Here is a 23,887-nt window from a genome sequence, read left to right on the forward strand (position 1 = left end):
CCCGAGAGCCCGCCTTTGCAGTCTTATTGGCCCAGAGACCACCACCCACGCCGTTTGGGTTTCGGCGGGCTCTCGGGTTCAGCTTCAGCTTCGGCCGCAACCAGCTCCGGCTCAGCCTGTTCCTCTTTCGCGATGACCGGTTCGGCAGATGCCGCCGGAGCGTCTCCGGTAGGCTGTGATACATCTTCCGCCAGAACTTCGGCAGGAGCCGCAACGGGTTCCGGCGCGGAGGTTGCCTCGACAGTTTCGGTCCCGGACGCGGTCGGTTCCAACGCGGCCTCGACAACCGGCGGTTCATCGGCCTCGGTCTCGCCCGCTGGGGTTTCGACCACGGCATTCTGTTCGACCGACGCCGGTTCCACGGGGGCCTCAACCGCCGCGTCTGCATCATCGGCTCCCGCCGGGGTCTCTGCCTTCTTGCTGCTGCGTGGTTTGCGCGGCTTGGCGGGTTTCTTCGCAGGCTTGGGCGCGGCCTCCTCTTCGACCTCGGTATTTGCCGCGATCGCGGCCTCCTCCGTCACTGCCTCGTCAACCGCTGCTTCGGCCTTGGTCGATTTCTTGCGGCTGCGGGTACGTTTGCGCGGCGCCGTGGTCTTGCTTTCGACGGTGTCGTCTGTGCCCGATGTGGCATCCAACCCGGTCTCTGCTTCAGCCGCTTCGCCTTCGGCCTCAATCTCAGAGCTTGCACCTACGTCCTCGCTCTCGTCGTCACCGTTTTCTGTTTCGGAAGTGCTGTCTTCATTCCCGTTGCCACCGCTCTTGCGCCGACGCCGCCGACGCCGTTTGCGCTTGGGTTTGCCTTCGCTGTCCCCTTCGCCCGGTGTTTCGGTCCGCACTTCGTCGTTGTCGTCCTCGTCCTCGGCGGCCTCGTCCGCGTCGATCTGCTCCATCAGCCTGGTATCGACCGAAACGACCGGCGCCTGCACCTGTGGTACCGCCCGGGTCGCGGTCTTGAACTTCTCAAGGCTGAAATCCGGACTGACCAGATGCGGATCGCCTTCGATGCGCACGGACATGCCATAGCGCGCCTCGATCTGCGCAATATGCTCGCGCTTCTGGTTCATCAGGAAGTTGGCAATGCCAACGGGGCAACGCACCAGCACCTCGCGCGAGCGGCGGCGGGTGCCTTCCTCTTCGATCTGACGCAGAATGCTCAGCGCCATATTGTCGTCGGAACGGATCAGTCCGGTGCCGTGACACGAAGGGCACGGCTGCGTCGTGGCCTCGATCATGCCGGGGCGCAGACGCTGGCGGCTCATCTCCAAGAGACCAAAGCCCGATATCCGGCCCACCTGAATGCGGGCACGGTCGGATTTAAGCTTGTCCTTCAGGCGCTTTTCGACGGCGGCGTTGTTCTTGCGCTCGTCCATGTCGATGAAGTCGATCACGATCAGACCGGCCAGATCGCGCAGGCGCAATTGGCGGGCCACTTCGTCAGCAGCCTCCAGGTTGGTCTTGAGCGCGGTCTCCTCGATCGAACCCTCCTTGGTGGCCCGGCCAGAGTTGACGTCAATCGCCACCAGCGCCTCGGTCACGCCGATCACGATATAGCCACCGGATTTCAACTGCACCGTCGGGTTGAACATCGAGTTCAGGTAGCTTTCCACCTGGAAGCGCGCGAACAGCGGCAACTGATCCTCGTACCGCTGCACGTTCTTGGCGTGGCTCGGCATGATCATCTTCATGAAGTCCTTGGCGATGCGGTAGCCGCCTTCGCCCTCGACCAGAACCTCGTCGATATCGCGGTTGTAAAGGTCGCGGATCGAACGCTTGATCAGGTCGCCCTCTTCATAGATCTTGGCGGGCGCAATGGATTTCAGCGTCAGTTCGCGGATCTGTTCCCACATCCGCTGAAGGTATTCATAATCACGCTTGATCTCGGCCTTGGTGCGCTTGGCGCCCGCGGTCCGCACGATCAGGCCCGCGCCCTGGGGCACGTCCATCTCGGCGGCGATCTCTTTCAGTTTCTTGCGATCAACGGCATTGGTGATCTTGCGGCTGATCCCGCCGCCGCGCGCCGTGTTCGGCATCAGGACGCAATAGCGGCCTGCCAAAGACAGGTATGTCGTCAGCGCGGCACCCTTGTTTCCGCGCTCTTCCTTGACCACCTGTACCAGCATGACCTGGCGGACCTTGATCACTTCCTGAATCTTGTACTTGCGCGGGCGCGGTTTGCGCGGCGGGCGCAGGTCTTCGACATCATCCTCTTCCGCGATGGATTCGATGCTGTCATCCTTTGAGGCGGCGTCCGACGGGGCCTGGCCCTCGTCGGCATCGTGATCGTCCTCGGTGTCTTCGACGTCGCGCGCATCGGCGCCAGCGTCTTCCGGTTCCTCGACCGGGGTTTCTGCCACACGCTCCATCGGCGACTCGCCCTCGGGCACGTCGATCTCGTCGGTGCCCTCGTCGCTCAGGTCGATGGTTTCCATGCCGCTGATTTCGGCCTCGGCCAGTTCCATGACCTCGACCGGGTCGTCGGATTTTACAGCAGCGGCCTTGCTGCGCGACCGGCTGCGGCTGCGCTTGGGCTTGTCCTCGTCCTCGTCGCGGGCGCGCTGCGCCTCGGCATAGGCGCGCTCCTCTTCCATCAGGGCCTGACGGTCGGCGACCGGAATCTGATAGTAGTCAGGATGGATTTCAGAGAAGGCCAGAAAGCCATGGCGATTTCCGCCATAGTCTACAAATGCGGCCTGAAGCGAGGGTTCGACCCGCGTTACTTTTGCCAGATAGATATTGCCAGCTAGCTGACGTTTGTTTTCGGATTCAAAATCGAACTCTTCGACCTTGTTTCCATCAACCACCACAACCCGGGTCTCTTCCGAGTGGGTGGCATCGATAAGCATCTTCTTTGCCATGTGTCCTTGATGCACCCGGTCACAACTGAACGCCCGGGCGGCCTTGCGGTTGCCAAGCGAACAATGTCTGAGGGGTGTCTTGTCTGGGCGATAAGCGACCGCGCGCGGCAAGGTATTGCCGTGAGGCCCCCTGCTGGTCCATTGACTCTTCGCGCGCGCGTCATCGCGGTTCTTCTCCGACAGGCCGGAACATTCCAGACCCGCCCGTTAATTCCCGTCACCCGATTTCTGGGCGAAGGTATTTGCACGCCCCTTCACGGGGCCAATCGGTCTGCTTTGTCTCCGGGATCTGTGCCAACGGGGGCAGAGCAGCGAAACTCTCAGGGTGCGGGCGCGTGGTCTCAAAGCGCCCGGCCCGTCCGACCACATTAAAAGCAGAGCTGTGGAAAAGACAATGGGCAAAGTGCATCTTTGCATCGACGCCCGCTTGACCCGGGCAGACTCTCGGACAAGCATGGGGCGATGGACCGAAGATCGGTTATTGTTACCGGGGCCGCCGCGCTGGTCCTGCCGCGCCTGCCTCGCGCAATGGCGCCCGTCGAGATTGTTCTTGTCCACGGCGCCTGGGTTGGCGGTTGGTACTGGCAACCGGTAGAGGCACGCCTGAACGCGCGCGGGATCGCCACCCATGCCCCGGATCTACCGGCGACAGATGCTGCAATCGGCGTTGACGCTTTGGCGGATCGACTGGCGCGGGTCATCAAGGCTGCCGGCGGGCCGGTTGTTCTGGCGGCCCATAGCGCCGGGGTGCGCATCGCAACCGCAGCCTGGGACCGGACGCGCGCCACTGTCCGTTCGGTCGTCATGATCGAGGGGCCGTTGCCGATTGCCTCGCCACCCAAGGTGATCCCGGCCGATACGCAAACGCTGGAGTACCTGGTCGTCAACGCCCCGGGTATCGTCGACGCCGGTCTGTGGCCCGCCCCGGCGGCGTTGCGCAACCGCTATGGCGACCGGATCCGGCCGCAAAGCCTGGCCAGTCTCACGGGGGCCGTCGTTTTGATCAACGGCGCCCTCCCGCCCGAACCGGCGCGCTACGCGGTATCAATGAGCGACAGCCCGCTGGCGGGACTGGCGCGCAACGCCCAGGGGATTGCTGGTTGGACCCATCTGACTCTGCCGGGCACCCATGATGTGGCGAACAGCGCCCCGGATGCTCTGACTGACCTCCTTGAAGCCGTCGCCGAAGGCGCTGGTCAGAGGTAGTCTGACCGCTGCAAACCGTATTTCGCCATCTTTTCGTTCAGCGTCCGGCGCGGCAGGCACAATTCGTCCATCACCGCCGCGATCGAGCCCTTGTGGCGGCGCATCGTATTGTCGATCAGCATGCGCTCGAAGGCCTCAACATACTCCTTGAGCGGCTTGCCCTCCGTCGTCATCACCGGCTGCATGTCCTCGTGATCGGACATCAGAAGCGAGGCGATTGTCCCCGAGCCACGCCGCGCCTGCAACACAGCACGTTCCGCGATGTTGATCAGCTGGCGCACGTTACCCGGCCAGGGGGCCTGCAACAGCTGCGCGGCCTCCTGCGCGCTGACCTGCGGCGCGTCACAGCCGTATTCCTCGGCGAACTGCTCGCTGAGCCGGGTGAATAGCGTCAGGATATCCTCGCCCCGCTGGCGCAGCGGCGGCATCGTCAGGCGCAGCGCCGCAAGCCGGTAGAACAGATCCGGACGCAACACATCCTCGCTGGTCTTTCCGGCCTCTTGCAGGTTCGAAATCGCGATGATCCGTGTCTCGGCGGGGGTCCCTTGCTCGTTCATCACCGACAAGAGCTTAGCCTGAAGCGTATCGCTCAAGGATTCCACGTCTTCCAGCACCAGCGTTCCACCGCGCGCTTCCTCGATCGCCGGCAATTGCGCGTCCTCCGGGTTCATCGGGCCGAACAGCCGCTTTGCCAATGCCTCTTCTTCGAGAGCAGCACAGGAAACCAGAACGAATTTCTTGCCCGCCCGGCTGCCCACGGCATGCAGCGCATGGGCCACCAGCGTCTTGCCGGTCCCGGTCTCGCCGTCGATCAGCACATGGCCATCAGCCTGCCCCAGGTCCAGGATATCCTCGCGCAGACGCTCCATCACGGGGCTGGTCCCGATCAGCTTCTTGATGATCTGGGACCCGTCGCTCAGCTCTCGCCGCAGTGCCCGGTTGTCCAGTGTCAGCCGACGGGCATTGCTGGCGCGCTTGGCCAGGTCCGACATCCGATCCGGATTGAACGGTTTTTCCAGAAAATCGAACGCGCCCACGCGCATCGCCTCGACCGCCATCGGAACATCGCCGTGACCGGTGATCATGATGACCGGCAGCGAGCTGTCGGCGCCCATCAGCTTGCGCAGGAACTGCATCCCGTCCATCCCGGGCATCTTGATGTCCGAGATCACGATCCCCGGATAATCCGGACCAAGAATCTTCAGCGCCTCTTCGGCGCTGGCAAAGGTTTCGGTGTCGTATCCCGACAGGGCCAGCCACTGGCTGATCGACTGGCGCATATCCTGCTCGTCATCGACAATCGCAATCTTCATGGCCTGTGCCATCGCTGTTACCTCGTCATTCTGCGGCCTCGAGACCGTCTTCCAGGATCGGGAGCTGCATTTCGAAAACCGCGCCCCCATGCTGCCCGTTGCGCGCCGTCAGTCGGCCACCAAGGTCGTTGACGATCCCCGAAGAGATTGCAAGCCCCAGACCGACTCCGTCGCCCGGCTGCTTGGTCGTGTAGAACGGCTCGAAAATATTTTCGAAATCCTTGATGCCATCGCCATTGTCCCGCACCGTCAGGGTCGCGGTTTCACCTGCGGCCAGAATGATCTCGACCTCGGGATTACGAACCGATTTGGTGGCATCCAGAGCGTTCCGCAAGAGGTTCACCATCACCTGTTCGATCCGCATCCGATCCCCCATGACCAGCACAGGGCGATCCGGCAGGATCTGGGTGATCTGCACCTGTCTCTGGCGGAGCTGCGGTTCCATCATCGACAGCGATGTGGTCAATGCCTCACCCATGTTTATTGGCGAAAACGCTTCCTGCCCCTTGCGCGCGTATGACTTCAATTGCCGGGTGATCGCGCCCATGCGCTCGATCAGGTCGTCGATGCGGCCAAAGCTGGCCAGGGCTTCCTCAGGCCGGTTGCGGCGCAGCAGCAGGCGGGCACCCGCCAGATAGGTTTTCATCGCCGCCAGCGGTTGGTTCAACTCGTGGCTGACCGCCGCCGACATCTCACCCAGGGCCGCCAGTTTCGAACTTTGTGCCAGCGTCTGCTCGGCGACTTCCAGTGTCTTTTGCACTCGTTCGCGCTCGGCGATTTCCCGCTGTAGCCGCGCATTAAGCGCGCGAAGCTCCGCCGACTCGCGCTGGAACAGCGCCATGCGAAACGCGGTGCGGCGACTGAGTGCATAGAAGCTGAGCGCCAGAAGAATCGCGAATCCCATGATCTCAAGCGCCAGCACGCCGTTCACCCGCTCCCGGATCGACGAGTAGGTCGAAAACGACGTCATCTGCCAGCCCCGAAATGGAATACGGCTGTCCATCCGCATCACCGCCTCGCCGCGCAGATAGGCATCGGGCGGCAGCGCGGTCCAATCCGCCGTAACCCGTATCGCCCGCTCGATTGCATTCTCCGGCGTCTGGCGGCGCAGCGCCTCGGTCTCTTTCAGGCCACGCCAGCGGGGTTCGGTGGACAGGATGATGGTGCCTTCGGTATTGGTCACAAACACCGCGTCCGAAATCCCGGACCAGGCGCGCTCGAATTTTTGCAGGTCCACTTCAACGACGATGACACCAAGAACTTCGGAACTGTCTTCGAGCCTGCGGGAATAGGTGAACCGGTATCCTCCCGCCTCGTGTTGATAGGCGGTAAAAACCGTCGCGTTCGAGCGCACCGGCTCAACAAAATAGGCAGCGGAGCGATGCAGTTCTCCCAACCGGTTGCGGTCGGTGGCGGCAACCGCGCGCCCGTCCCGGTCGAGAAGCATCAACGAAGCGGCACCGATCTCCTCGACAAAGGAAATCAGGCGCTGTGTGGACTGCGAGTAATTGCTGGATTGCAGCGCCGAGATCAGCGTCGGATCTCGCGCCAGCAGCTGGGGCACGATGGCGTTGCGGCGCAATTCGCTCAGCAGGTTGCCTGAATAGAGCGCAAGTCGCAGTTCGGCCCGATTGCGGGTGCTTTCGGTAAAACGGTCGGTCAACAGCCGGTTGGTGACCCAAACCGTAGCAGTGGCGGACACCAGCAGAAACACCAATGCAAGCCGAACCCGCCAGCTAAGCTGACCGGAGCGAATCCAGCTGGTGTTGTCACCATTTGGACGGTGTGGCTTGTTCATATGCCCAAGCTACGCCTGCACGGGGCGCATCTCAAGTCATGCGGGCGTGAGCACGCCTGCCAGTGCGCGGAAGAGCGCCGCTCCGTCCGTGCCACCGTGGCCGACATCCGCCGCCCGTTCGGGATGCGGCATCATTCCCAGCACCCGGCGGTTTTCGGACAGGATACCGGCGATATCCCCGCGCGAGCCATTGGGGTTCTCGGCATAGGTAAACGCTACGCGATCCTGATCGCGCAGCATCGCCAACGTCTTGTCGTCAGCATAATAGTTGCCGTCATGATGTGCGATCGGAATACCGATTACGTCGCCCGCATTGTAGCCCTGAGTGAACGCACTGTCCGAGGTCGCGACTTTCAGCCCGACAGTCTTGCAGATGTATTTCAGGCCAGCATTACGCAGCAAAGCACCCGGCAGGATGCCCGTCTCGGTCAGGATCTGGAAACCGTTGCAGACGCCGATGGCGTAACCGCCACGTTCGGTATGCTCGACAACGGCCTTGCAGATCGGAGATTGGGCCGCGATGGCACCGCAACGCAGATAGTCGCCATAGCTGAAACCGCCGGGCACCCCGACGATATCGAGCCCCGCCGGAAGGCTGGCATCCTTATGCCACACCATGGTGACATCGAATCCGGCCTGTTCAAAGGCCACGGCCAAGTCCCGGTCACAGTTCGATCCGGGGAAAACGACAACAGCAGCACGCATGAGCGGGACCTCCTAGGTCTGAAAATCGGTAATGACCGCAACGCCCGGCGGGGCGGGACGGTCAAAGGCGGCAAGCTCGTCGCTTGCCTGGGACAAGGTGATGGTGCGGGTCACCAGCGGTGACAGATCCAGATGACCGCCCTCAATCAAAGAGAGCAGCGAGGGATAGCGCCAGGCCGGCATGCCGCGGGTGCCTTGCAGGGTCAGTTGCCCGGAATAGAGCACATCCATCGGCAGGGTCATGGCCGTATGCTCGCCGGCCGGCATGCCGATCATCACCAGCCGGCCCAGCTTGCGCAGGGCCCGCATGGCGCCGGTCATGGTGGCGGCGATCCCCAGCGCCTCGATGGCGACATGGGCGCCGCCGCCGGTCAGGTCGCGCACCGCCTGCGCGGCGTCGACGTCCGACGCGTTGATCACGGCATCCGCGCCCAGAGCGCTGGCATAGGCCAGCTTCTCGGGTACCACGTCGACCATCGCGACACGCGCACCAAGTGCGCGGCCCAGAAGCAATGCCGAAATCCCGACACCGCCCGCACCAAACACCGCCAGCCATTCGCCCGGACGCAACTCCGCCCGGCCCACCAGCGCTTGCCAGGCGGTGGTGACGCGACACCCGAGGCCCGCGGCAACATGGGGCAGCAAGCTGTCGGGCAGTGCGGTGAGGTTGGTATCGGCAAAGGGAACCGCGATGAACTCGGCAAAGGCACCGTCGCGGGTGAACCCCGGAACCTGCTGATTGGCGCAGATGGTCTGATGCCCCGCCGCGCAGTCACCGCAGCGGCCACAGGCCAGGATGAAGGGGGCGATCACCCGGTCCCCCAAGCGCCAGCGCGTGACATCGGTGCCCGTTGCAACCACCTCGCCGCAGAACTCATGCCCCGGCACCATCGGCAATACCACATCGGGATCCGAACCCGTCCAGGCATGCCAGTCCGACCGACAGACGCCGCAGGCCAGAACGCGCAACACGACCTCGCCCTTGCCCGGCGTCGGGTCGGGAAGCGTGGTCAGCGCCAGCGGCTGGCGCCATGCGGTCAGCTGCGCGGCGCGCATCGGTCAGACCAGCTCGATCTCGTAACGTTCGATGACAGTGTTGGCGAGAAGCTTCTCGCACATTTCGGTCACGTCGGCCTCGGTTGCGCCGTCTGCCAGTTCAAGGTCAATCACCTTTCCCTGCCGTACACCTGTCACCTTGTCGAACCCCATCGCCCCCAACGCGTGGCGCACCGCCTCGCCTTGCGGATCGAGAACCCCGTTCTTGAGCATCACATGCACGCGTGCCTTCATCTCGTCCTATTCCCCGGTGTTGCGTGCCGGACCACCCGCCCGGCGTATGAAAGGTAGAACCAGCCCAGATCCCGGGCGGTGATTTCAATTGATCAGCGTCGGCTTGATCACGTTGGCGGTCTTGGGGATCACCCCGAGCCTGCGTGCCACTTCGGAATAGGCATCCGTCAGGCTGCCCAGATCGCGGCGGAACACGTCCTTGTCCAGCTTCTGTCCGGTCTCGATATCCCACAGACGGCAGCTGTCCGGGCTGATCTCGTCGGCGACGATCAGGCGGGGATAGTCGTTTTCATAGACCCGGCCGATCTCGATCTTGAAGTCGATCAGCTTGATGCCGACGCCATACATCAGCCCCGACATATAGTCGTTTACGCGCAGCGCCAGGCTGAGGATATCGTCCATATCCTGCTGGCTGGCCCAGCCAAAGGCGGCGATATGCTCTTCGGTCACCAGCGGGTCGCCCAGTTCGTCGTTCTTGAAACAGTACTCGACGATCGGACGCGGCAATTGGGTGCCTTCTTCGATTCCCAGGCGCTTGGACATCGAGCCCGCGGCAAAATTGCGCACGATGATTTCCAGCGGAATGATCTCGCAGGCACGCACCAGTTGCTCGCGCATGTTGAGGCGGCGAATGAAATGGGTCGGCACACCGATCTGGTTCAGACCGGTCATGAAAAACTCGCTGAGGCGGTTGTTCAACACGCCCTTGCCTTCGATCACATCCTTCTTCTGGGCGTTGAAGGCGGTGGCGTCATCCTTGAAATACTGGACGATGGTACCCGGCTCGGGGCCTTCGTAGAGGATCTTGGCCTTGCCCTCGTAAATCTTGTTGCGACGCGCCATGTGCGACCTTTCCAGGCTGGGACGGGGGAATGAGTCCCCCCTCATGGCGCCCTCATAAGGCAAGCGCCGCAGTGTCGCAAGCATACCACTGCCTCTTGCGGTTCCGGCGGTCGGGCGGCATATCAGAAAAGAACGACACTTCATGCAGGGGACGCAACCCATGACCACCTTCGACGATCGCGAACACGCATTCGAAGCCAAATTCGCTCATGACGAGGAAATGCAGTTCAAGGCGCAAGCCCGCTGCAACAAGATGCTCGGCCTCTGGGCTGCGGGCCTGATGGGCAAGTCCGAAGCGGAAGCCGCGGAATATGCCAAATCCGTGGTTCTGGCAGATTTCGAGGAAGCTGGCCACGAAGACGTGGTGCGCAAGGTCGCAAAGGATCTTGAGGGCGTGGTGGATGCCGATACCGTTCGCGCCAAGATGGCCGAGCTGCTGCCCGCGGCCAAGGCCCAGATCATGAGCGAAGCCGGCAACTGAATCGCCTCACATGGCCGATTGACAGAAAACCCGCGGACAGACCTTTGCGGGTTTTCCTTTTTGCGCATTGCGCAGGCGTCCGTGAAACGGCACCGCACGCCAGCAGGATGGTGGGTGCAACACAGCGGGCTGAACCCGTTTCATCATCATGATGAGAAGTTTGCGTTTGCCTCTTTCACGCATTCGTGACACAGGTTCCTGTCTGATCGCGCCGCGCCGGCGCCGTGGAAATGGAACTTGAACGACATGACCAACGCCTTTTCTGCAATGCTCTCCAGCCATGACGTGATCCTCGCCGACGGGGCCACCGGCACGAACCTGTTCAAGATGGGTTTGCAATCGGGTGACGCGCCTGAGTTGTGGAACACAACGGAACAGGACAAGATCCGCGCGCTGTACAAGGGCTCTGTCGACGCAGGCAGCGACCTGTTCCTGACCAATACCTTTGGCGGAACGGCGGCGCGGCTCAAGCTGCACGATGCGCAGGGGCGTGTGCGCGAACTTAACCGGGCCGGAGCGGAACTGGGCCGCGAGATCGCGGACAAGGCGGGCCGCAAGGTGATCGTTGCCGGTTCGGTCGGCCCCACCGGCGAGATCATGCAGCCCGTCGGCAACCTGAGCCATGCCGCAGCGGTCGAGATGTTTCACGAGCAGGCCGAAGGCTTGAAAGAAGGCGGTGTCGATGTCCTGTGGCTGGAAACGATTTCCGCCCCCGAGGAATACCGCGCCGCGGCCGAGGCCTTTGCGCTGGCGGACATGCCCTGGTGCGGCACGATGAGTTTCGACACCGCCGGCCGCACCATGATGGGCGTAACCTCGGCCGATATGGTCCAGTTGGTTGAAAGTCTCCCCAACCCGCCGCTGGCCTTTGGTGCGAATTGTGGCACCGGGGCGTCAGACATCCTGCGCACCGTTCTGGGGTTCGCGGCCCAGGGGACCGAGCGGCCGATCATTTCCAAGGGCAACGCAGGCATCCCAAAATATGTTGATGGCCATATTCACTATGACGGCACGCCGGATCTGATGGCGGTCTATGCCACCATGGCCCGCGATGCCGGGGCCAAGATCATCGGCGGCTGCTGTGGCACCATGCCCGAGCATCTGGTCAAGATGCGGGCCGCGCTTGATTCAACCCCGCGCGGCGAGCGGCCCACGCTGGAGCAGATTGTCGAAGCGCTGGGCGCCTTCACCTCCGCCTCGGACGGCACCGGCGATGATGGTGGCGAACGACGCGCCCGCGGCGGACGCCGCCGCCGCGCCTGAGCTTATCGAGAGGGCGCTGTCAACAGCACCCTCACCTCGGCCACCGGCACGCCCAGGTTCGAGCCGCCGAAATCCGGCAGTATGGCCGTGTTGACCGCCACCACCTGCCCTTGCAGGTTCAGGACCGGTCCGCCGCTGCCACCATGCGTGGTTTCGGCGTCATATACGACCGAGGCCTGGGTTATCTGCCCAACGATCCCCCGGCTCGACAACGGCCACATCAGACCGGCGGCCGCCAGTTGCTCGGCCACTTCCCAGAACCCCGTCCGCCCGGAGAGGCGCATTTCCTCGACAAATTGCTCGCCGGACCGCGCGAGCATCGACATCAGCCCGGTCGGATAACCCATCACCAGCACTTCCTGACCCGGCACCGGCAGCGTTCCGGCCAGATCCAACCCATCGGGCAAGGACGACACGTCCGTGGGCACCACCAGGGCCAGATCCGCAGTGTCGCTGAGCGCGAGTATGGAAAGATTGATCGCGTCAGGTCGGCCGGGCATATAGCCGATAAACCGGGTCAGCACCGGCTCCAACGTATCACCACCAAACTGAAGCGCCGAATTCTGCTCCCACGGGGCGGCGACATGCCGGTTGGTTACAATCACCCCTGCCCCGCGCAGGACAAAGCCGGTCCCGGTCACCTGGGCCTCGGCCACCGGGCCCTCGCCGTCCGGCGAAAGCACAGGCTGGCCATTGGGGTAAATCAACCGGTTTCCGTCCCGGCCCAGGACATGCCGCAGCATCTGCCCGGTCTCCCGCACCCGCAGCCCATATCCACCTTGCAGGAACACCACCGATCCGGTTGCCAGAGAGACGACCCGCGTCCCGGCGGTGGATTGATCCTCGAGCGTGTCGATCCGTTCTGCGTTCAGGCGCAGGCGAACCCCGATCTCGTCCTGAAGCGCGTTCAGATCGCCGGGCCGGATCGCCTCTCGTTGGGCTTTTTCCAGGGCCGAGGCCAAAGCATCGACCTGAAGGCGCCCGCCTTCGATCTGCTCCTGCAAGGCTCGACCCGAAACGTACTGCCACCCAGCCGATACCGCGAGGACGCCAAGCGTGATCAGAACCCCGATGCGGAACAGGATTGACGGGCTGCCGAGGGCGCGGCTAAGCGTCATTCCAGCGGCCCGGGACAGTCGGCGCAAGAGCGGGCGCCGACTGGTCCGCAGATAGCTTGCGGCGTCGCCCAGGATATCGTTCAGAGAGATTTGCCGATGGTGCTGGGCATCGTAGATGCGAATGCGCGAAAGCGGTCCGTGTTCCTCGAACTCTATGACGTCGCCCTGGCTCAGGTCGACGGCCTCGACCTGCTGCCGGTTGACCCAGATCCGGGCACCGGGTGCCGCGACCAGATGAAACCCGTTCTTTTGCCTCAGAATGCGGGCGACGACCTGTCCCGAGACCCGGATATCGCCCGCGGCCAGCGCGCGTAAGATCCCGTCGTCATCCAGCATGATATCGACCGCATCCGAGGTGATCCAGGAATACAGTCCCCGATTGCGTCCTGTCAGATGTTCAAGGACGGCAGCATCCGGGTGTTGGGTTGGCGCGCTCATGCTGACATGATGCCGCCTCACGCCCCTGTCTTGTCAACTCGGCGATTGGTCACCGGCCTTCAAACTTCGCGGCACGCTTCTCCATGAAGGCAACCACGCCTTCCTGAAAGTCGCGCGTGCGTCCGCACTCGCCTTGCAAATGCGCCTCGGACGCGAGTTGATCCGGCAGCGACTTGCCAAAGCTCGACCGGATCGCCTTTTTGATATTGGCAAACGCCGCAGTCGGCCCGTCGGCCAGATAGGCCGCGCGCTTGCGCCAATGGGCGTCGAACTCGTCATCGGCGACCGCTTCCCAGATCATGCCCCAGCTTTCGGCCTGACGCGCGGTGATCTTGTCGGCAAACAGAGCCGCCCCCATCGCCTTGGCCAGTCCCATCTGCCGTGGCAGGAACCAGGTGCCACCGGCATCGGGCATCAGGCCGATCCGTGCAAAGGCTTGCAAGAAATAGGCGCTTTCGGTCGCGATCACCACGTCGGCGCACAGCGCAAGGTTGGCCCCCGCCCCCGCCGCCGGGCCGTTGACCGCAGCGATGGTCGGCACCGGGCAATCATAGATCGCCTCCAGCATGGGGTTGTATTCGTCGCGCAGGGTCCGTTCCAGGTCGATCTTGCCCGAACTGGCGGCATCGCCCAGGTCCTGCCCGGTACAGAAGGCACGCCCCGATCCGGTCAGCACGACGGCGCGTGCCTCTTTTGCCGCCGCCCGCATGGCAAAAGTGATTTCCGCCCGCATCCGACCGGTCAAGGCGTTCATCTTGTCCGGGCGATTCAGGGTCAAGACCGCAAGGCCATCGGCGATGTCCAATTTTATCGTATCGTATTCCATTTCCGTGGCCCTCGGTCGCAGCTTCAATATCGGCAAACTGGCGTATCTCGGACCGCTCGAAAAGGGAAACCGCGCGTCACTCGCCGAGAATACGACGCAGACGCTCCTGTTCGTCGGTGCTCAGCGCCTCTTCGGCGGAGGTCGTCGCGGTCGATCTGTTCCGCACAAAGGCCCAGCCCATGCCGGCAGCCGTCAGCAACATCAAGGGCCCGGCCAGCCACAACAGCCAGTTCGCGCCAGATGTCGTGGGTTTCAGCAGCACATACTCGCCATACCGGTCGACGATATAGTCAATGGCCTGCGTATCACTATCCCCGGCCACCAGACGCTCGCGCAGCAGCAGCCGCAGGTCACGGGCGAGGTCGGCATTCGATTCGTCGATGCTCTCGTTTCGGCAAACCAGACAGCGCAACTCCTTGCTCAGTTCCCGTGCCCGCGATTCCAGCGCCGGGTCATCCAGCACTTCGTCGGGTTGCACCGCCCAGAGTGGGGCCGCAAATAGCGACAGGATCACAATCAGCCGCTTCATTCTGCCGGCACTCCGCCTGTGGGTGCCTTGCGCGCGCCTGCGGCCACCCGGAACCGCCGGTCGCTGAGGCTAAGCAGCCCACCGATTGCCATCAACAGCGACCCGGCCCAGATCCAGTTCGCAAAGGGTTTGATATAGGTCCGCATGGTCCAACCGCCGTCATCCTGACGATCGCCGATCACCACATAGACATCCCGCAGGAAACGGTAGTCGATAGCAGCCTCGGTCGTGGGCATCCGGGACACCGGATACTCGCGCTTCTCAGGATGCAGGAGCGCCACCTGGCGGCCATCCTTCTCCAGTCGGACGGTGGCCATGGTCGAGAAGTAATTGGGCCCGGGCACCCGCTCGACCGCGTCCAGCGTCAATGTGAACCCGCCCACCTGGAACGACTCGCCGATGCGCGTGACGCGAATGTCTTCGACTTCCCAGGCCATCAGCCCGGCAATGGCGAACATCGTGACGCCGAGACCGGTATGGGCAACCGCCTTGCCCCAATCCGCGCGAGGAAGCCGCAGAACCCTGGCAAACTTGCCGGTTCGCCCGGTGCGACTCCACAGGTCGACAAAGGCTCCGAACGTAATCCACGCTCCCAGGAACAGACCCACGGGCCCCAAGGCGCTGCGCCCCGTCTGCATCGCCCAGACCAGCATGGCCAGCGCAAGTGCCAGAAAGAAGGCGAACCTCAGGCTGTAAGCCGCACGCGCCAGCTTGCCACGCTTCCACGGCAGGATGGCGCCAATAGGCAGCGCCAGCCCCAGAACCACCATGAAGGGTGTAAAGGCCGCATTGAAGAACGGCGCGCCAACCGAGAGTTTGCGATCAAAGAACATCTCGGCGACGATCGGCCAGAGGGTCCCAAAGAACACCACGAACGACCCGACCGCCAGCAGGATATTGTTCAGGACCAGCGCGCTTTCGCGGCTGACGACCGAGAACACGCCCTTGGCCTCCATCACTTGCGCCCGCGCGGCAAAGAGCGTCAGCGCCCCGCCGGTAAACACGCCGAGGATGATCAGGATGAAAACCCCCCGCTCGGGGTCGTTTGCAAAGGCGTGCACGCTGGTCAAAAGGCCGGAGCGCACGATGAAGGTCCCGATCAGCGAGAAACCAAAGGCCAGGATCGCCAGCAGGATGGTCCAGCTTTTCAACGCCTCGCGCTTTTCCACCACAATGGACGAATGCAATAGCGCCGCAGCCAGCAACCAGGGCATGAACGAGGCATTTTCCACCGGATCCCAGAACCAGAAGCCGCCCCAGCCCAGTTCGTAATAGGCCCACCAGGACCCCAGCGCGATGCCGATGGTCAGGAAAATCCACGCCGCCAGCGTCCAGGGCCGCACCCAGCGCCCCCAGGCGGCGTCGACGCGCCCCTCGATCAGGGCGGCCACGGCAAAGGAGAACGCCATGCTGAGGCCAACATAACCGAGATAGAGGAAGGGCGGATGGAATGCGAGGCCCGGATCCTGCAACAGCGGGTTCAGATCCTGCCCGTCAAACGGCGGCACGGCCAGCCGCAGGAACGGGTTGGATGTGAACAGGATGAAGGCGAAAAACGCGACGGCGATGGCCGATTGCACCGCCAATACCCGGGCCTTGAGCGCGGGCGGCAATCCGCCGCCGAACCAGGCCGCCATGGCGCCAAAGAGGGTGACGATCAGCACCCAGAGCAGCATCGAGCCTTCGTGATTGCCCCATGTACCACTGATCTTGTACAGCATCGGTTTCGCCGAATGGCTGTTCAGGGTCACTACGCGAAGCGAAAAATCCGAGGTCGCAAAAGACCAGACCAGCGCGGCGAACGCAAAAGCAGTCAGCAGGAACTGGATTCCCGCAGCCGGTTCGGCAACCGCCATCCACGAAGTCCAGCGTTTCTGAGCGCCAACCAAAGGCACCACCATCTGTACGATGGCAACCATGAAGGCGAGGATGAGGGCAAAGTGACCGAGTTCCGTAATCATGGTCCGAGATATAGACCCCGGTCCCGGCACCGCCAATCCCTTTTGGTCGGATCGGCGGCGCATAGTGTCGCGCCGTCAGGCCCGCTTCAGGCTGCGCCACGCCTCCAGCGCGGGGTTTGCCTCGGGCGTGGCCGCGGCCAGCGCCAGCCGCGCGTCGGGTCCAACATCCGCAACACCAGGGCTGTCGTGGCGCAGCGCGCGCAGGGCGCGGATGTTCTCGACCGCCTGCGGGACACGAGCCATGGTGCTGGCCAGGTCACGCTGGAAGTCCTGCGCTTTGGCCTGATGCCGGGCACCAAAATAGAACGACACGACGACCCCCAACAGCCACCAAAGCGGTTCCGGCACCAGGGCGAGGCCCTGCATCCGCTCGGCAAACCAGATCGGGTCGGTCATCGCCGCGACGAACAGGCCCAGCGTCCCCAAGGCCAGCGCCGGGCGCGGCAGCCGGTTCAGCCCATCCATGAACCGGTCGAACCCGCCCCGCCGGGACACGGTAAACTCAGCCGCAAACTGGTCCAGCGCGCCCATCTGCACATCGCGCGCCCGTTCGGCCCCGGCCTCGGCATTCTCGCGAAATACTTCTGCGGTCTCGCGCACCACATTGCGCCCGCCACCGAACAACAGCTCGATCAACCCACCGATCAGACCCATCCCGATACCCTCCGCTGAAACTCGGCTTCGCTCATGTGATAGGTCGGCGAGATGAATTCCTCCGCCCGGATGATCCAGCCACCCTTGCCCCCTTTGCGGCTGCGAGCGTACTTGCGGCTGGCCGGGCGCCGGTCGGCCAGACGGAAGTAGTAGTTCCGCCGCGCCACCCCATAGGCATCGCGCAGCGCCTCGGGACGCGGAACCGCCGCATCCTGCGCCGCGCGCAGGGTCTGCGGCCCGATTGCGCCATCCACCGCCACATCATAGCCCATGTCGCGCAAGAGCCGTTGCAGGATCTTCACAGCATTGCCGCCCGCGTTCACATACATATCGAACAGCGACGCCTGCACGGCCTCGGGCATGTCGCCGATCCGCGGGCGGGCATAGTAGTGGGTCAGGAAAATCTCGACCGCCTGCTCCCGGCTCAGCCCCCGCACATCCGCCACATCCACGGCGCCGTCACCAGTCACATCCAGGCCCAACCGCCGCATCGTGTGGATCGTCACCCCAAAATTGGTCGCCCCGCCCGGGTCATCGGGATCGTTCACGAACCCTCCTTCACGCGCCACGATCTCCTGGGCGATCTGTCGTACCGTCTGCATTGGCCTCGACCTCCATCAGAACCGTCCTGATGAGGCGACAAAAGAATTAAGCCTGCGAAACACCAAAGGGCGCCGCTTGCGCAACGCCCCTGTCTTCATTTCGCTTCAAATACTCCCGCCGGAGGCGCGCGTTCAGCTTTCCGGCGCCTGATAGACGCCCTGCTCCTTGAGCGCGTCCATCACCTCTTTCGGCATATAGGTTTCGTCATGTTTAGCAAGTATTTCAGAGGCTTCAAATACACCGTTAATGTAGCGTCCGGTTCCGATCATGCCCTGGTTCTCGCCAAACAAATCCGGCAGCACGCCGGTAAACGTAACCGGCACGCTCTCGCCGCCATCCGTCACAGAGAACCGCACCGTTTCGCCCTGCCCACGGACCAAGGTTCCTTCCTCGACCAATCCCCCAAGGCGAAACACCTCGGTTTCCGCCGGTGGTTCAGCGATCACCTGGCTGGGCGCGCGAAAGAAGTTGATGCCGTCCCGCATGGCATATCCGATAAGGCCCGTCGCCAGGACCAAAGCAACGGCAGCCACGGCGATAACCTGTATGCGGCGTTGTTTCTTGAGCGATTTCATAGCGTCCTCACCAGAAAGAGCGGGCCATCGTCAGACCGGTTGCATGTCGTTCAACTAACATCGAACTGGCGCAGTACAAGGTCTTGCGCCTGCTACCTTTTGTCAGCGGCCATGGTTACACGAAAACACTGGTCCTCAATAGGCGTTAAAGCCACCGACCGCCTTGACCGAAGTCAGGCGGCCTGAAACTCGATCTTGCGCCGAAGGAACTGGGTTGCGCGGCTGCCAACTGTCGCGGGTTTGCCCGTCGTCAGATAGCCGCCCTTACCAGCGCCCAACATGTTGGGATGGCGTTGCAGGTAGTCGGCCAGGCTTGCCGCCACCAGATCGCCCTGACTGTATACGGTCACCTCGGGTCCCAGCGCGTCCTGAAAAGCCTCGGCCATCAACGGATAATGGGTGCACCCCAGAATGGCCGCCTGCGGACTGGGCATCTTGCGTTTCAATGCGTCCACATGGCTGCGCACCAATGCCTCGGCCAGTATCAGATCGCCCTCTTCGATGGCATCGACCACCCCGCCACAGGCCTGCGCCTCGACATCCACGCCGATGGCGCGAAAGGCAAGCTCGCGCTGAAACGCGCGGCTGGCCACCGTTGCGGGCGTTGCAAACAGGGCGACGTTCTTGACCTCGACCTCGCGCGGGGGGCTGTTGTCACCCCACTGCCGCTCGGTCAGCGCCTCGATCAGCGGCACGAAGACGCCCAGCACCCGCTTGCCCGGCGGCACGCCCTCTTCCTGCATCCGCCGCAGCGCGGCGGCGCTGGCGGTGTTGCAGGCCAGGATCACCAGGTCACAGCCCCGGTTCCACAGATCATGCACCGCCGCTCGCGTCAGCTGAAAGATATCCTCGGGCGTGCGCACCCCATAAGGCGCATGGGCGCTGTCGGCATAGTAGAGGAACTCTACCTCCGGCAACCGTTTCTGCGCCGCTTCCAGCACGGTCAGGCCACCCAGGCCCGAATCGAATATCCCTACTGCCATCTTTCCCTTCAGGCGCGATGCCGTTCCTCGAATTCATAGCCGTAGTCATAGGACTTGAGCGGCGTCGGAGACAGCTCATACGTCGCCTTGCGCAGAAAATCCATCATCTTGCGCGTGTCCCGGGCCAGTGGGTCCAGAATGTCGCGCCCAATCGGCTGGCCCACCACCACCCGCACCGGCGTATCCACCCGCTTGCGGAACTCCTTGATCAACAGGCCCATGCGCAGGGTCGAATGCAGGTGGCTGGCGATCTGGAACAAGCGGCTGGTATGGCCGTCAAAGAACAGCGGCACCACCACCGCGTTGGATTTCGCCACCATGCGCGCGGTGAAACCGCGCCAGCCCGGATCCATCGGATGCGAGAACGGGTGCAGCCCGGTCGAGACGGTGCCGCCGGGAAAGATGCCGATCGCGCCGCCCTGCCCCAGATAGTTCAGCGCCTGACGACGGGTATCGAGGTTCAGCTGCACCGCCTCGCGGGTCTCGTCGAACGAGATCGGCAGGATGATCCGGTTGATATCCTCGGCCTTGCGGAACACCCGATGCGCCATGATGCGGAATTCGCCGCGTGTCTGCGCCAGGATATGCCCCATCATCAGCCCGTCGAGGATGCCATAAGGGTGATTGGCGATCAGGATCAGCGGACCGTCCTGCGGGATGTTGCTCAGTGCGCCCCCCACCACATCCAGCGTGAGACCATATCGCTCGACCATGACGGCCCAGAAATCGCGCCCCCGGGCGACTTCGTGCTCGTATCCTTGCGCCCGTCGGATCAGGCCCAGACGTCCCGTGGTGTTCTCCATCAGGCGGATCACCGCCCGACCTCCCTTGGTCGCGGCGGAATGGGCATAGCTGATATCGCGGGCGATATGGCGCTGTGCGGTCATGAATAGCTCCGAAAAAACTGCCCCTGAAATAGGGGCAGTCCTCGATTTTGCATAGAGCCTGTAACAGGCAAATGACGCGTTATTCCGCCGCTTTTGCCAGAGCCGGTCCACCTTGGCGAATTACCGCCAGAAGCTCCTCGCGCCGTTTGGCGGCCTTGGCCTCGTTTGCCAGTTTCACCGGCCCAAATCCGCGGATATCCAGCGGCAGCCGTGCCAGCGCCACGATGGCATCGCGGGTACGGCCGTCGAGTTTCGGCAGCACCTCGCGCAGGTCCTGTTCATATTGCCGGATCAGCGCCCGCTCCATCTTGCGCTCGGCGGTATAGCCGAACAGGTCCAGAGGCGTACCGCGCAGTCCCTTCATCCGCGCCAACAGCTTGAAGATCCCCAGCCAGCGCTCGGAAAACTCACGCTTTTTCGGGCGACCATCGGCATCCTTGCCGCCCAGGATCGGTGGCGACAGGTGCAGGGTCAGCTTCAGATCGCCATCGAACTCGGCCGCCGCCTTGTCGCGGCTGTCAAGCAGCAGGCGCGCCACCTCGTATTCATCCTTGTAGGACAACAGCTTGTGATAACCCTCGGCCACCGCCGCGCGCAGATCGCCGTCCTCGATCGCGTCGACCAGCTTGCGATAGCGCTTGGCCAGACGCGCGCCCTGATAGGCGGTCAGATGTTCGGCGCGATAGGCGATCTTGTCCTCGGGCGATTTCGGCAGCTCGACCACACCGGGCCGGATCAGCCGCGCGGCCTCGTCCGGGTGCAGCACCGCCCAGCGGCCAATGTCAAAGGCGCGCTTGTTGCGTTCGACCGCGGCGCCGTTCAGCTCGATCGCCTGCATGATGGCCTCGTGGCTGACCGGCAGCAGCCCGCGCTGCCAGGCGGCGCCGAACACCATCATGTTGGAATAGATCGAATCGCCCATCACCGCGCGCGCCAGCTCTGATGCATCGAACAGGTCCAGCCGCTCTTTCAATCGAGCCTCCAGCGCAAGGCTCAGCCGGTCGGCGGGGATGGTGAAATCGGTGTTGCGGGTGAAATCACCGGTGATGATCTCATGGCTGTTGACCACGGCGCCTGTGGTTCCGGTACGGGTCAGGCCCAGCGTCTTGGCCCCGGCGCTGACCACCAGATCGCCGCCGATCAGCGCATGCGCCTCGCCGGTTGCGACGCGGATGGCGCTGATATCCTCGGGTCGGTTGGCGATGCGGCAATGGATGTGCACGGCACCGCCCTTTTGCGCCAGCCCCGCCATTTCCATCATGCCCGCGCCTTTGCCGTCGATCTGGGCAGCCTGCGCCAGTACCGCGCCGATGGTCACCACGCCGGTGCCGCCGACACCGGTGATCACCACGTTATGGGTGCCGGTGATGGCGGGCAGGTCCGGCATCGGCAGATGCGGCAGGTCGATCTCGGCGGTGGCCTCCTTGCGGATCTTGGCGCCCTGCACCGTCACGAAGGACGGGCAGAACCCTTTGACGCAGGAGAAATCCTTGTTGCACGAGGATTGGTCGATCGCCCGCTTGCGGCCCAGTTCGGTTTCCTTGGGCACGATCGAGACACAGTTCGACTGCACCCCGCAATCGCCACAGCCCTCGCAGATATCGGTGTTGATGAACACCCGCTTGTCCGGGTCGGGGAAGGTGCCGCGCTTGCGCCGGCGGCGCTTCTCGGCGGCGCAGGTCTGGATATAGACGATGGCGCTGACGCCCTCGATCTCGCGGAACCGTTTTTGCACCTGCATAAGCTCGGCGCGCTCGTGAAACGGTACGCCCGAGGGGAACTGCGAGCGGTCCACATCCTCCTTGTCGTCATAGACAACGGCCAGTTCCTTGACGCCCATCGCCTTCAACTCGGCCACGATGCGGGGCGCGGTCAGATCGCCTTCGTTCTCCTGTCCGCCGGTCATTGCGACCGCGTCGTTGAACAGGATCTTGTAGGTGATGTTGGTGCCAGCCGCCAAGGCGGCGCGGATCGCTTGCACGCCCGAATGGTTATAAGTGCCATCGCCCAGGTTCTGGAACACGTGCTTGGTCTTGGAAAACGGCGCCTCGCCGATCCAGTTCGCCCCTTCACCGCCCATATGGGTGAACCCTTGGGTGTTCCGGTCCATCCACTGCACCATATAGTGACAGCCGATCCCGGCATAGGCGCGGCTGCCATCGGGCACCTTGGTCGAGCTGTTATGCGGGCAACCCGAGCAGAAATACGGCAGGCGCGAGGCGATTTCCTGCGCATTGTCGTTGCGCCGCGCATCGGCCAGCGCGTTCAGTCCGGCACGGATCCCATCGGTCTCGCGCCCCTCTTCGATAAAGATCGCGCCAAGTTTCTCGGCGATCAGGATCGGGTCCAGCGCACCACGGGTCGGGAACAGTTCCTCGCGGTGCATCGCCCCGGCACCGCCCTTGTACCAGCCATAGACGCGGCGACCCTGACGGTCGTCAAAGATCGCCTCCTTGACCTGCACCTCGATCAGCTTGCGCTTTTCCTCAACGATCACCACCAGTTCGAGATCTTCGGCCCAGTCGTGGAAACTCTGCATGTCCAGCGGAAAGGTCTGGCCGATTTTGTAGGTGGTGATACCCAGACGCTCGGCCTCGTTCTCGTCGATGTTCAAGAGCGACATGGCGTGTACAAGGTCGAGCCAGTTCTTGCCCGCCGCGGCGATGCCGATCTTGGCGCCCGGCTTGCCCCAGACCCGCATGTCCATCCGGTTGGCGCGGCTGAACGCCTCGGCGGCAAAGCGTTTATAGTCGATGATCCGCCCCTCTTGCAGGTGCGGCGTGTCGCCCAGACGGATGTTCAACCCGCCCTCGGGCATTTCGAAATCTGGGGTCACCAGTTGCATCCGGTCGGGACGGCCATCCACGACCGAGGTCACCTCGATCGTATCCTTCATGGTCTTGAGGCCAACCCAGAGACCAGAGAACCGGCTCAGGGCATAACCATAGATGCCGTAGTCCAGAATCTCTTGCACACCTGCCGGGCTGACAACGGGCATGTACATGTCCACCAGCGCCCATTCCGACTGATGCAGCACAGTCGAGCTTTCGCCGGTATGGTCGTCTCCCATCGCCATCAGCACGCCGCCATGCCTGGCGGTACCGGCCATATTGGCGTGGCGCATCACGTCGCCTGAGCGGTCGACTCCCGGCCCCTTGCCGTACCAAAGACCAAAGACGCCATCATACTTGCCATCGCCGCGCAGTCCCGCCTGCTGGCTGCCCCACAGCGCGGTGGCCGCCAGATCCTCGTTCAACCCAAACTGAAAGGTGACGTCAGCGGCACTGAGCTGCTTCTTCGCCCGGCTCATCTGCAAATCGACCGCGCCCAGCGGCGAGCCGCGATAGCCGGTGACCAGACCGGCCGTGTTCAATCCGGCGGCGGCATCGCGCGCTTTCTGCATCAACATCAGGCGAACCAGGGCCTGAGTGCCATTCAACAGCACCGAGCTCTTCTCCAGATCGAACTTGTCGTTTAGCGTGAGTTTGGGTTGGCTCATCAGACGTCTCCCCTGCGCCGGACCGGCTTGAAAGTGATGCCCGAATATAGGTCACAATTG

The 23,887-nt window shown here is 63.1% G+C and carries 20 protein-coding genes; 3 read left to right on the forward strand and 17 right to left on the reverse strand.

What is annotated here, in order from left to right:
• Positions 1 to 23: 23 nt before the first annotated feature.
• Positions 24 to 2,855: an Rne/Rng family ribonuclease gene (locus OE747_RS01040; protein ID WP_263826753.1), complete on the reverse strand. Its 2,832-nt coding sequence runs from the start codon at positions 2,853 to 2,855 to the stop codon at positions 24 to 26.
• Positions 2,856 to 3,317: 462 nt separating this feature from the next.
• On the opposite strand from OE747_RS01040, the gene OE747_RS01045 reads away from it, so the two are divergent.
• On the forward strand, positions 3,318 to 4,061 hold the full coding sequence (locus tag OE747_RS01045) for an alpha/beta hydrolase (protein ID WP_263826754.1): 744 nt from the start codon (positions 3,318 to 3,320) through the stop codon (positions 4,059 to 4,061).
• Here OE747_RS01045 and OE747_RS01050 read toward each other — a convergent pair.
• The 6 genes from OE747_RS01050 to purC form a co-directional block, all read right to left on the reverse strand.
• A complete protein-coding gene (locus tag OE747_RS01050) occupies positions 4,052 to 5,386 on the reverse strand; it encodes a sigma-54-dependent transcriptional regulator (protein ID WP_263826755.1) in 1,335 nt (444 codons plus the stop codon). The two genes, OE747_RS01045 and OE747_RS01050, sit on opposite strands and share 10 nt — an antisense overlap.
• 13 nt (positions 5,387 to 5,399) lie before the next feature.
• A complete protein-coding gene (locus tag OE747_RS01055; RefSeq protein ID WP_263826756.1) occupies positions 5,400 to 7,172 on the reverse strand; it encodes a sensor histidine kinase in 1,773 nt (590 codons plus the stop codon).
• Between the two features lie 36 nt (positions 7,173 to 7,208).
• Entirely contained in the window at positions 7,209 to 7,877 is a 669-nt protein-coding gene (gene purQ, locus OE747_RS01060; protein WP_263826757.1) for a phosphoribosylformylglycinamidine synthase subunit PurQ, read from the reverse strand.
• Between the two features lie 12 nt (positions 7,878 to 7,889).
• The gene (locus OE747_RS01065; RefSeq protein WP_263826758.1) at positions 7,890 to 8,933 is read right to left on the reverse strand and encodes a zinc-dependent alcohol dehydrogenase family protein; all 1,044 of its coding nucleotides are present in this window, start codon (positions 8,931 to 8,933) and stop codon (positions 7,890 to 7,892) included.
• A gap of 3 nt (positions 8,934 to 8,936) precedes the next feature.
• Complete coding sequence (gene purS, locus OE747_RS01070) at positions 8,937 to 9,167, reverse strand: phosphoribosylformylglycinamidine synthase subunit PurS (RefSeq protein WP_263826759.1); 231 nt, start codon at positions 9,165 to 9,167, stop codon at positions 8,937 to 8,939.
• 84 nt (positions 9,168 to 9,251) lie between these two features.
• Positions 9,252 to 10,010 (reverse strand): phosphoribosylaminoimidazolesuccinocarboxamide synthase, encoded by a 759-nt coding sequence (purC, locus tag OE747_RS01075; protein ID WP_263826760.1) that lies wholly within the window; start codon positions 10,008 to 10,010, stop codon positions 9,252 to 9,254.
• A 160-nt stretch (positions 10,011 to 10,170) separates the two neighbouring features.
• Here purC and OE747_RS01080 point away from each other — a divergent pair, with 160 nt between their 5' ends.
• Positions 10,171 to 10,491 carry a DUF1476 domain-containing protein gene (locus tag OE747_RS01080; protein WP_263826761.1) on the forward strand — a complete coding sequence of 107 codons (321 nt, stop codon included), beginning with the start codon at positions 10,171 to 10,173 and terminating at the stop codon, positions 10,489 to 10,491.
• A 246-nt stretch (positions 10,492 to 10,737) separates the two neighbouring features.
• Complete coding sequence (bmt, locus tag OE747_RS01085; RefSeq protein ID WP_263826762.1) at positions 10,738 to 11,754, forward strand: betaine--homocysteine S-methyltransferase; 1,017 nt, start codon at positions 10,738 to 10,740, stop codon at positions 11,752 to 11,754.
• Between the two features lie 2 nt (positions 11,755 to 11,756).
• Here the strand turns inward: bmt and OE747_RS01090 are convergent, their stop codons facing one another.
• The 10 genes from OE747_RS01090 to OE747_RS01135 all read right to left on the reverse strand — a co-directional run bounded on the left by OE747_RS01090 (position 11,757) and on the right by OE747_RS01135 (position 23,827).
• The gene (locus OE747_RS01090) at positions 11,757 to 13,310 is read right to left on the reverse strand and encodes a S1 family peptidase (protein ID WP_263826763.1); all 1,554 of its coding nucleotides are present in this window, start codon (positions 13,308 to 13,310) and stop codon (positions 11,757 to 11,759) included.
• Between the two features lie 49 nt (positions 13,311 to 13,359).
• A complete protein-coding gene (locus tag OE747_RS01095) occupies positions 13,360 to 14,136 on the reverse strand; it encodes an enoyl-CoA hydratase-related protein (protein ID WP_263826764.1) in 777 nt (258 codons plus the stop codon).
• Between the two features lie 76 nt (positions 14,137 to 14,212).
• Positions 14,213 to 14,665: a cytochrome c-type biogenesis protein gene (locus OE747_RS01100; RefSeq protein ID WP_263826765.1), complete on the reverse strand. Its 453-nt coding sequence runs from the start codon at positions 14,663 to 14,665 to the stop codon at positions 14,213 to 14,215.
• Complete coding sequence (locus OE747_RS01105; protein WP_263826766.1) at positions 14,662 to 16,626, reverse strand: heme lyase CcmF/NrfE family subunit; 1,965 nt, start codon at positions 16,624 to 16,626, stop codon at positions 14,662 to 14,664. The genes OE747_RS01100 and OE747_RS01105 overlap by 4 nt, the downstream gene beginning before the upstream one ends.
• Before the next feature lie 75 nt (positions 16,627 to 16,701).
• Positions 16,702 to 17,280, reverse strand: coding sequence for a holin family protein (locus tag OE747_RS01110; RefSeq protein ID WP_263826767.1), 579 nt, complete (start codon positions 17,278 to 17,280; stop codon positions 16,702 to 16,704).
• On the reverse strand, positions 17,271 to 17,882 hold the full coding sequence (locus tag OE747_RS01115) for a holin-associated N-acetylmuramidase (protein ID WP_263826768.1): 612 nt from the start codon (positions 17,880 to 17,882) through the stop codon (positions 17,271 to 17,273). Before OE747_RS01115 ends, OE747_RS01110 begins: the two co-directional genes overlap by 10 nt.
• Before the next feature lie 132 nt (positions 17,883 to 18,014).
• The gene (ccmE, locus tag OE747_RS01120; RefSeq protein WP_263826769.1) at positions 18,015 to 18,458 is read right to left on the reverse strand and encodes a cytochrome c maturation protein CcmE; all 444 of its coding nucleotides are present in this window, start codon (positions 18,456 to 18,458) and stop codon (positions 18,015 to 18,017) included.
• Positions 18,459 to 18,631: 173 nt separating this feature from the next.
• Positions 18,632 to 19,441 carry a glutamate racemase gene (gene murI, locus OE747_RS01125; RefSeq protein ID WP_263826770.1) on the reverse strand — a complete coding sequence of 270 codons (810 nt, stop codon included), beginning with the start codon at positions 19,439 to 19,441 and terminating at the stop codon, positions 18,632 to 18,634.
• An 8-nt stretch (positions 19,442 to 19,449) separates the two neighbouring features.
• Complete coding sequence (locus OE747_RS01130; RefSeq protein WP_263826771.1) at positions 19,450 to 20,328, reverse strand: lysophospholipid acyltransferase family protein; 879 nt, start codon at positions 20,326 to 20,328, stop codon at positions 19,450 to 19,452.
• A gap of 79 nt (positions 20,329 to 20,407) precedes the next feature.
• Complete coding sequence (locus OE747_RS01135) at positions 20,408 to 23,827, reverse strand: indolepyruvate ferredoxin oxidoreductase family protein (RefSeq protein WP_263826772.1); 3,420 nt, start codon at positions 23,825 to 23,827, stop codon at positions 20,408 to 20,410.
• Positions 23,828 to 23,887: the final 60 nt, after the last annotated feature.

It is taken from the genome of Ruegeria aquimaris (genome assembly GCF_025751555.1).
Classification (GTDB): domain Bacteria; phylum Pseudomonadota; class Alphaproteobacteria; order Rhodobacterales; family Rhodobacteraceae; genus Ruegeria_B; species Ruegeria_B aquimaris.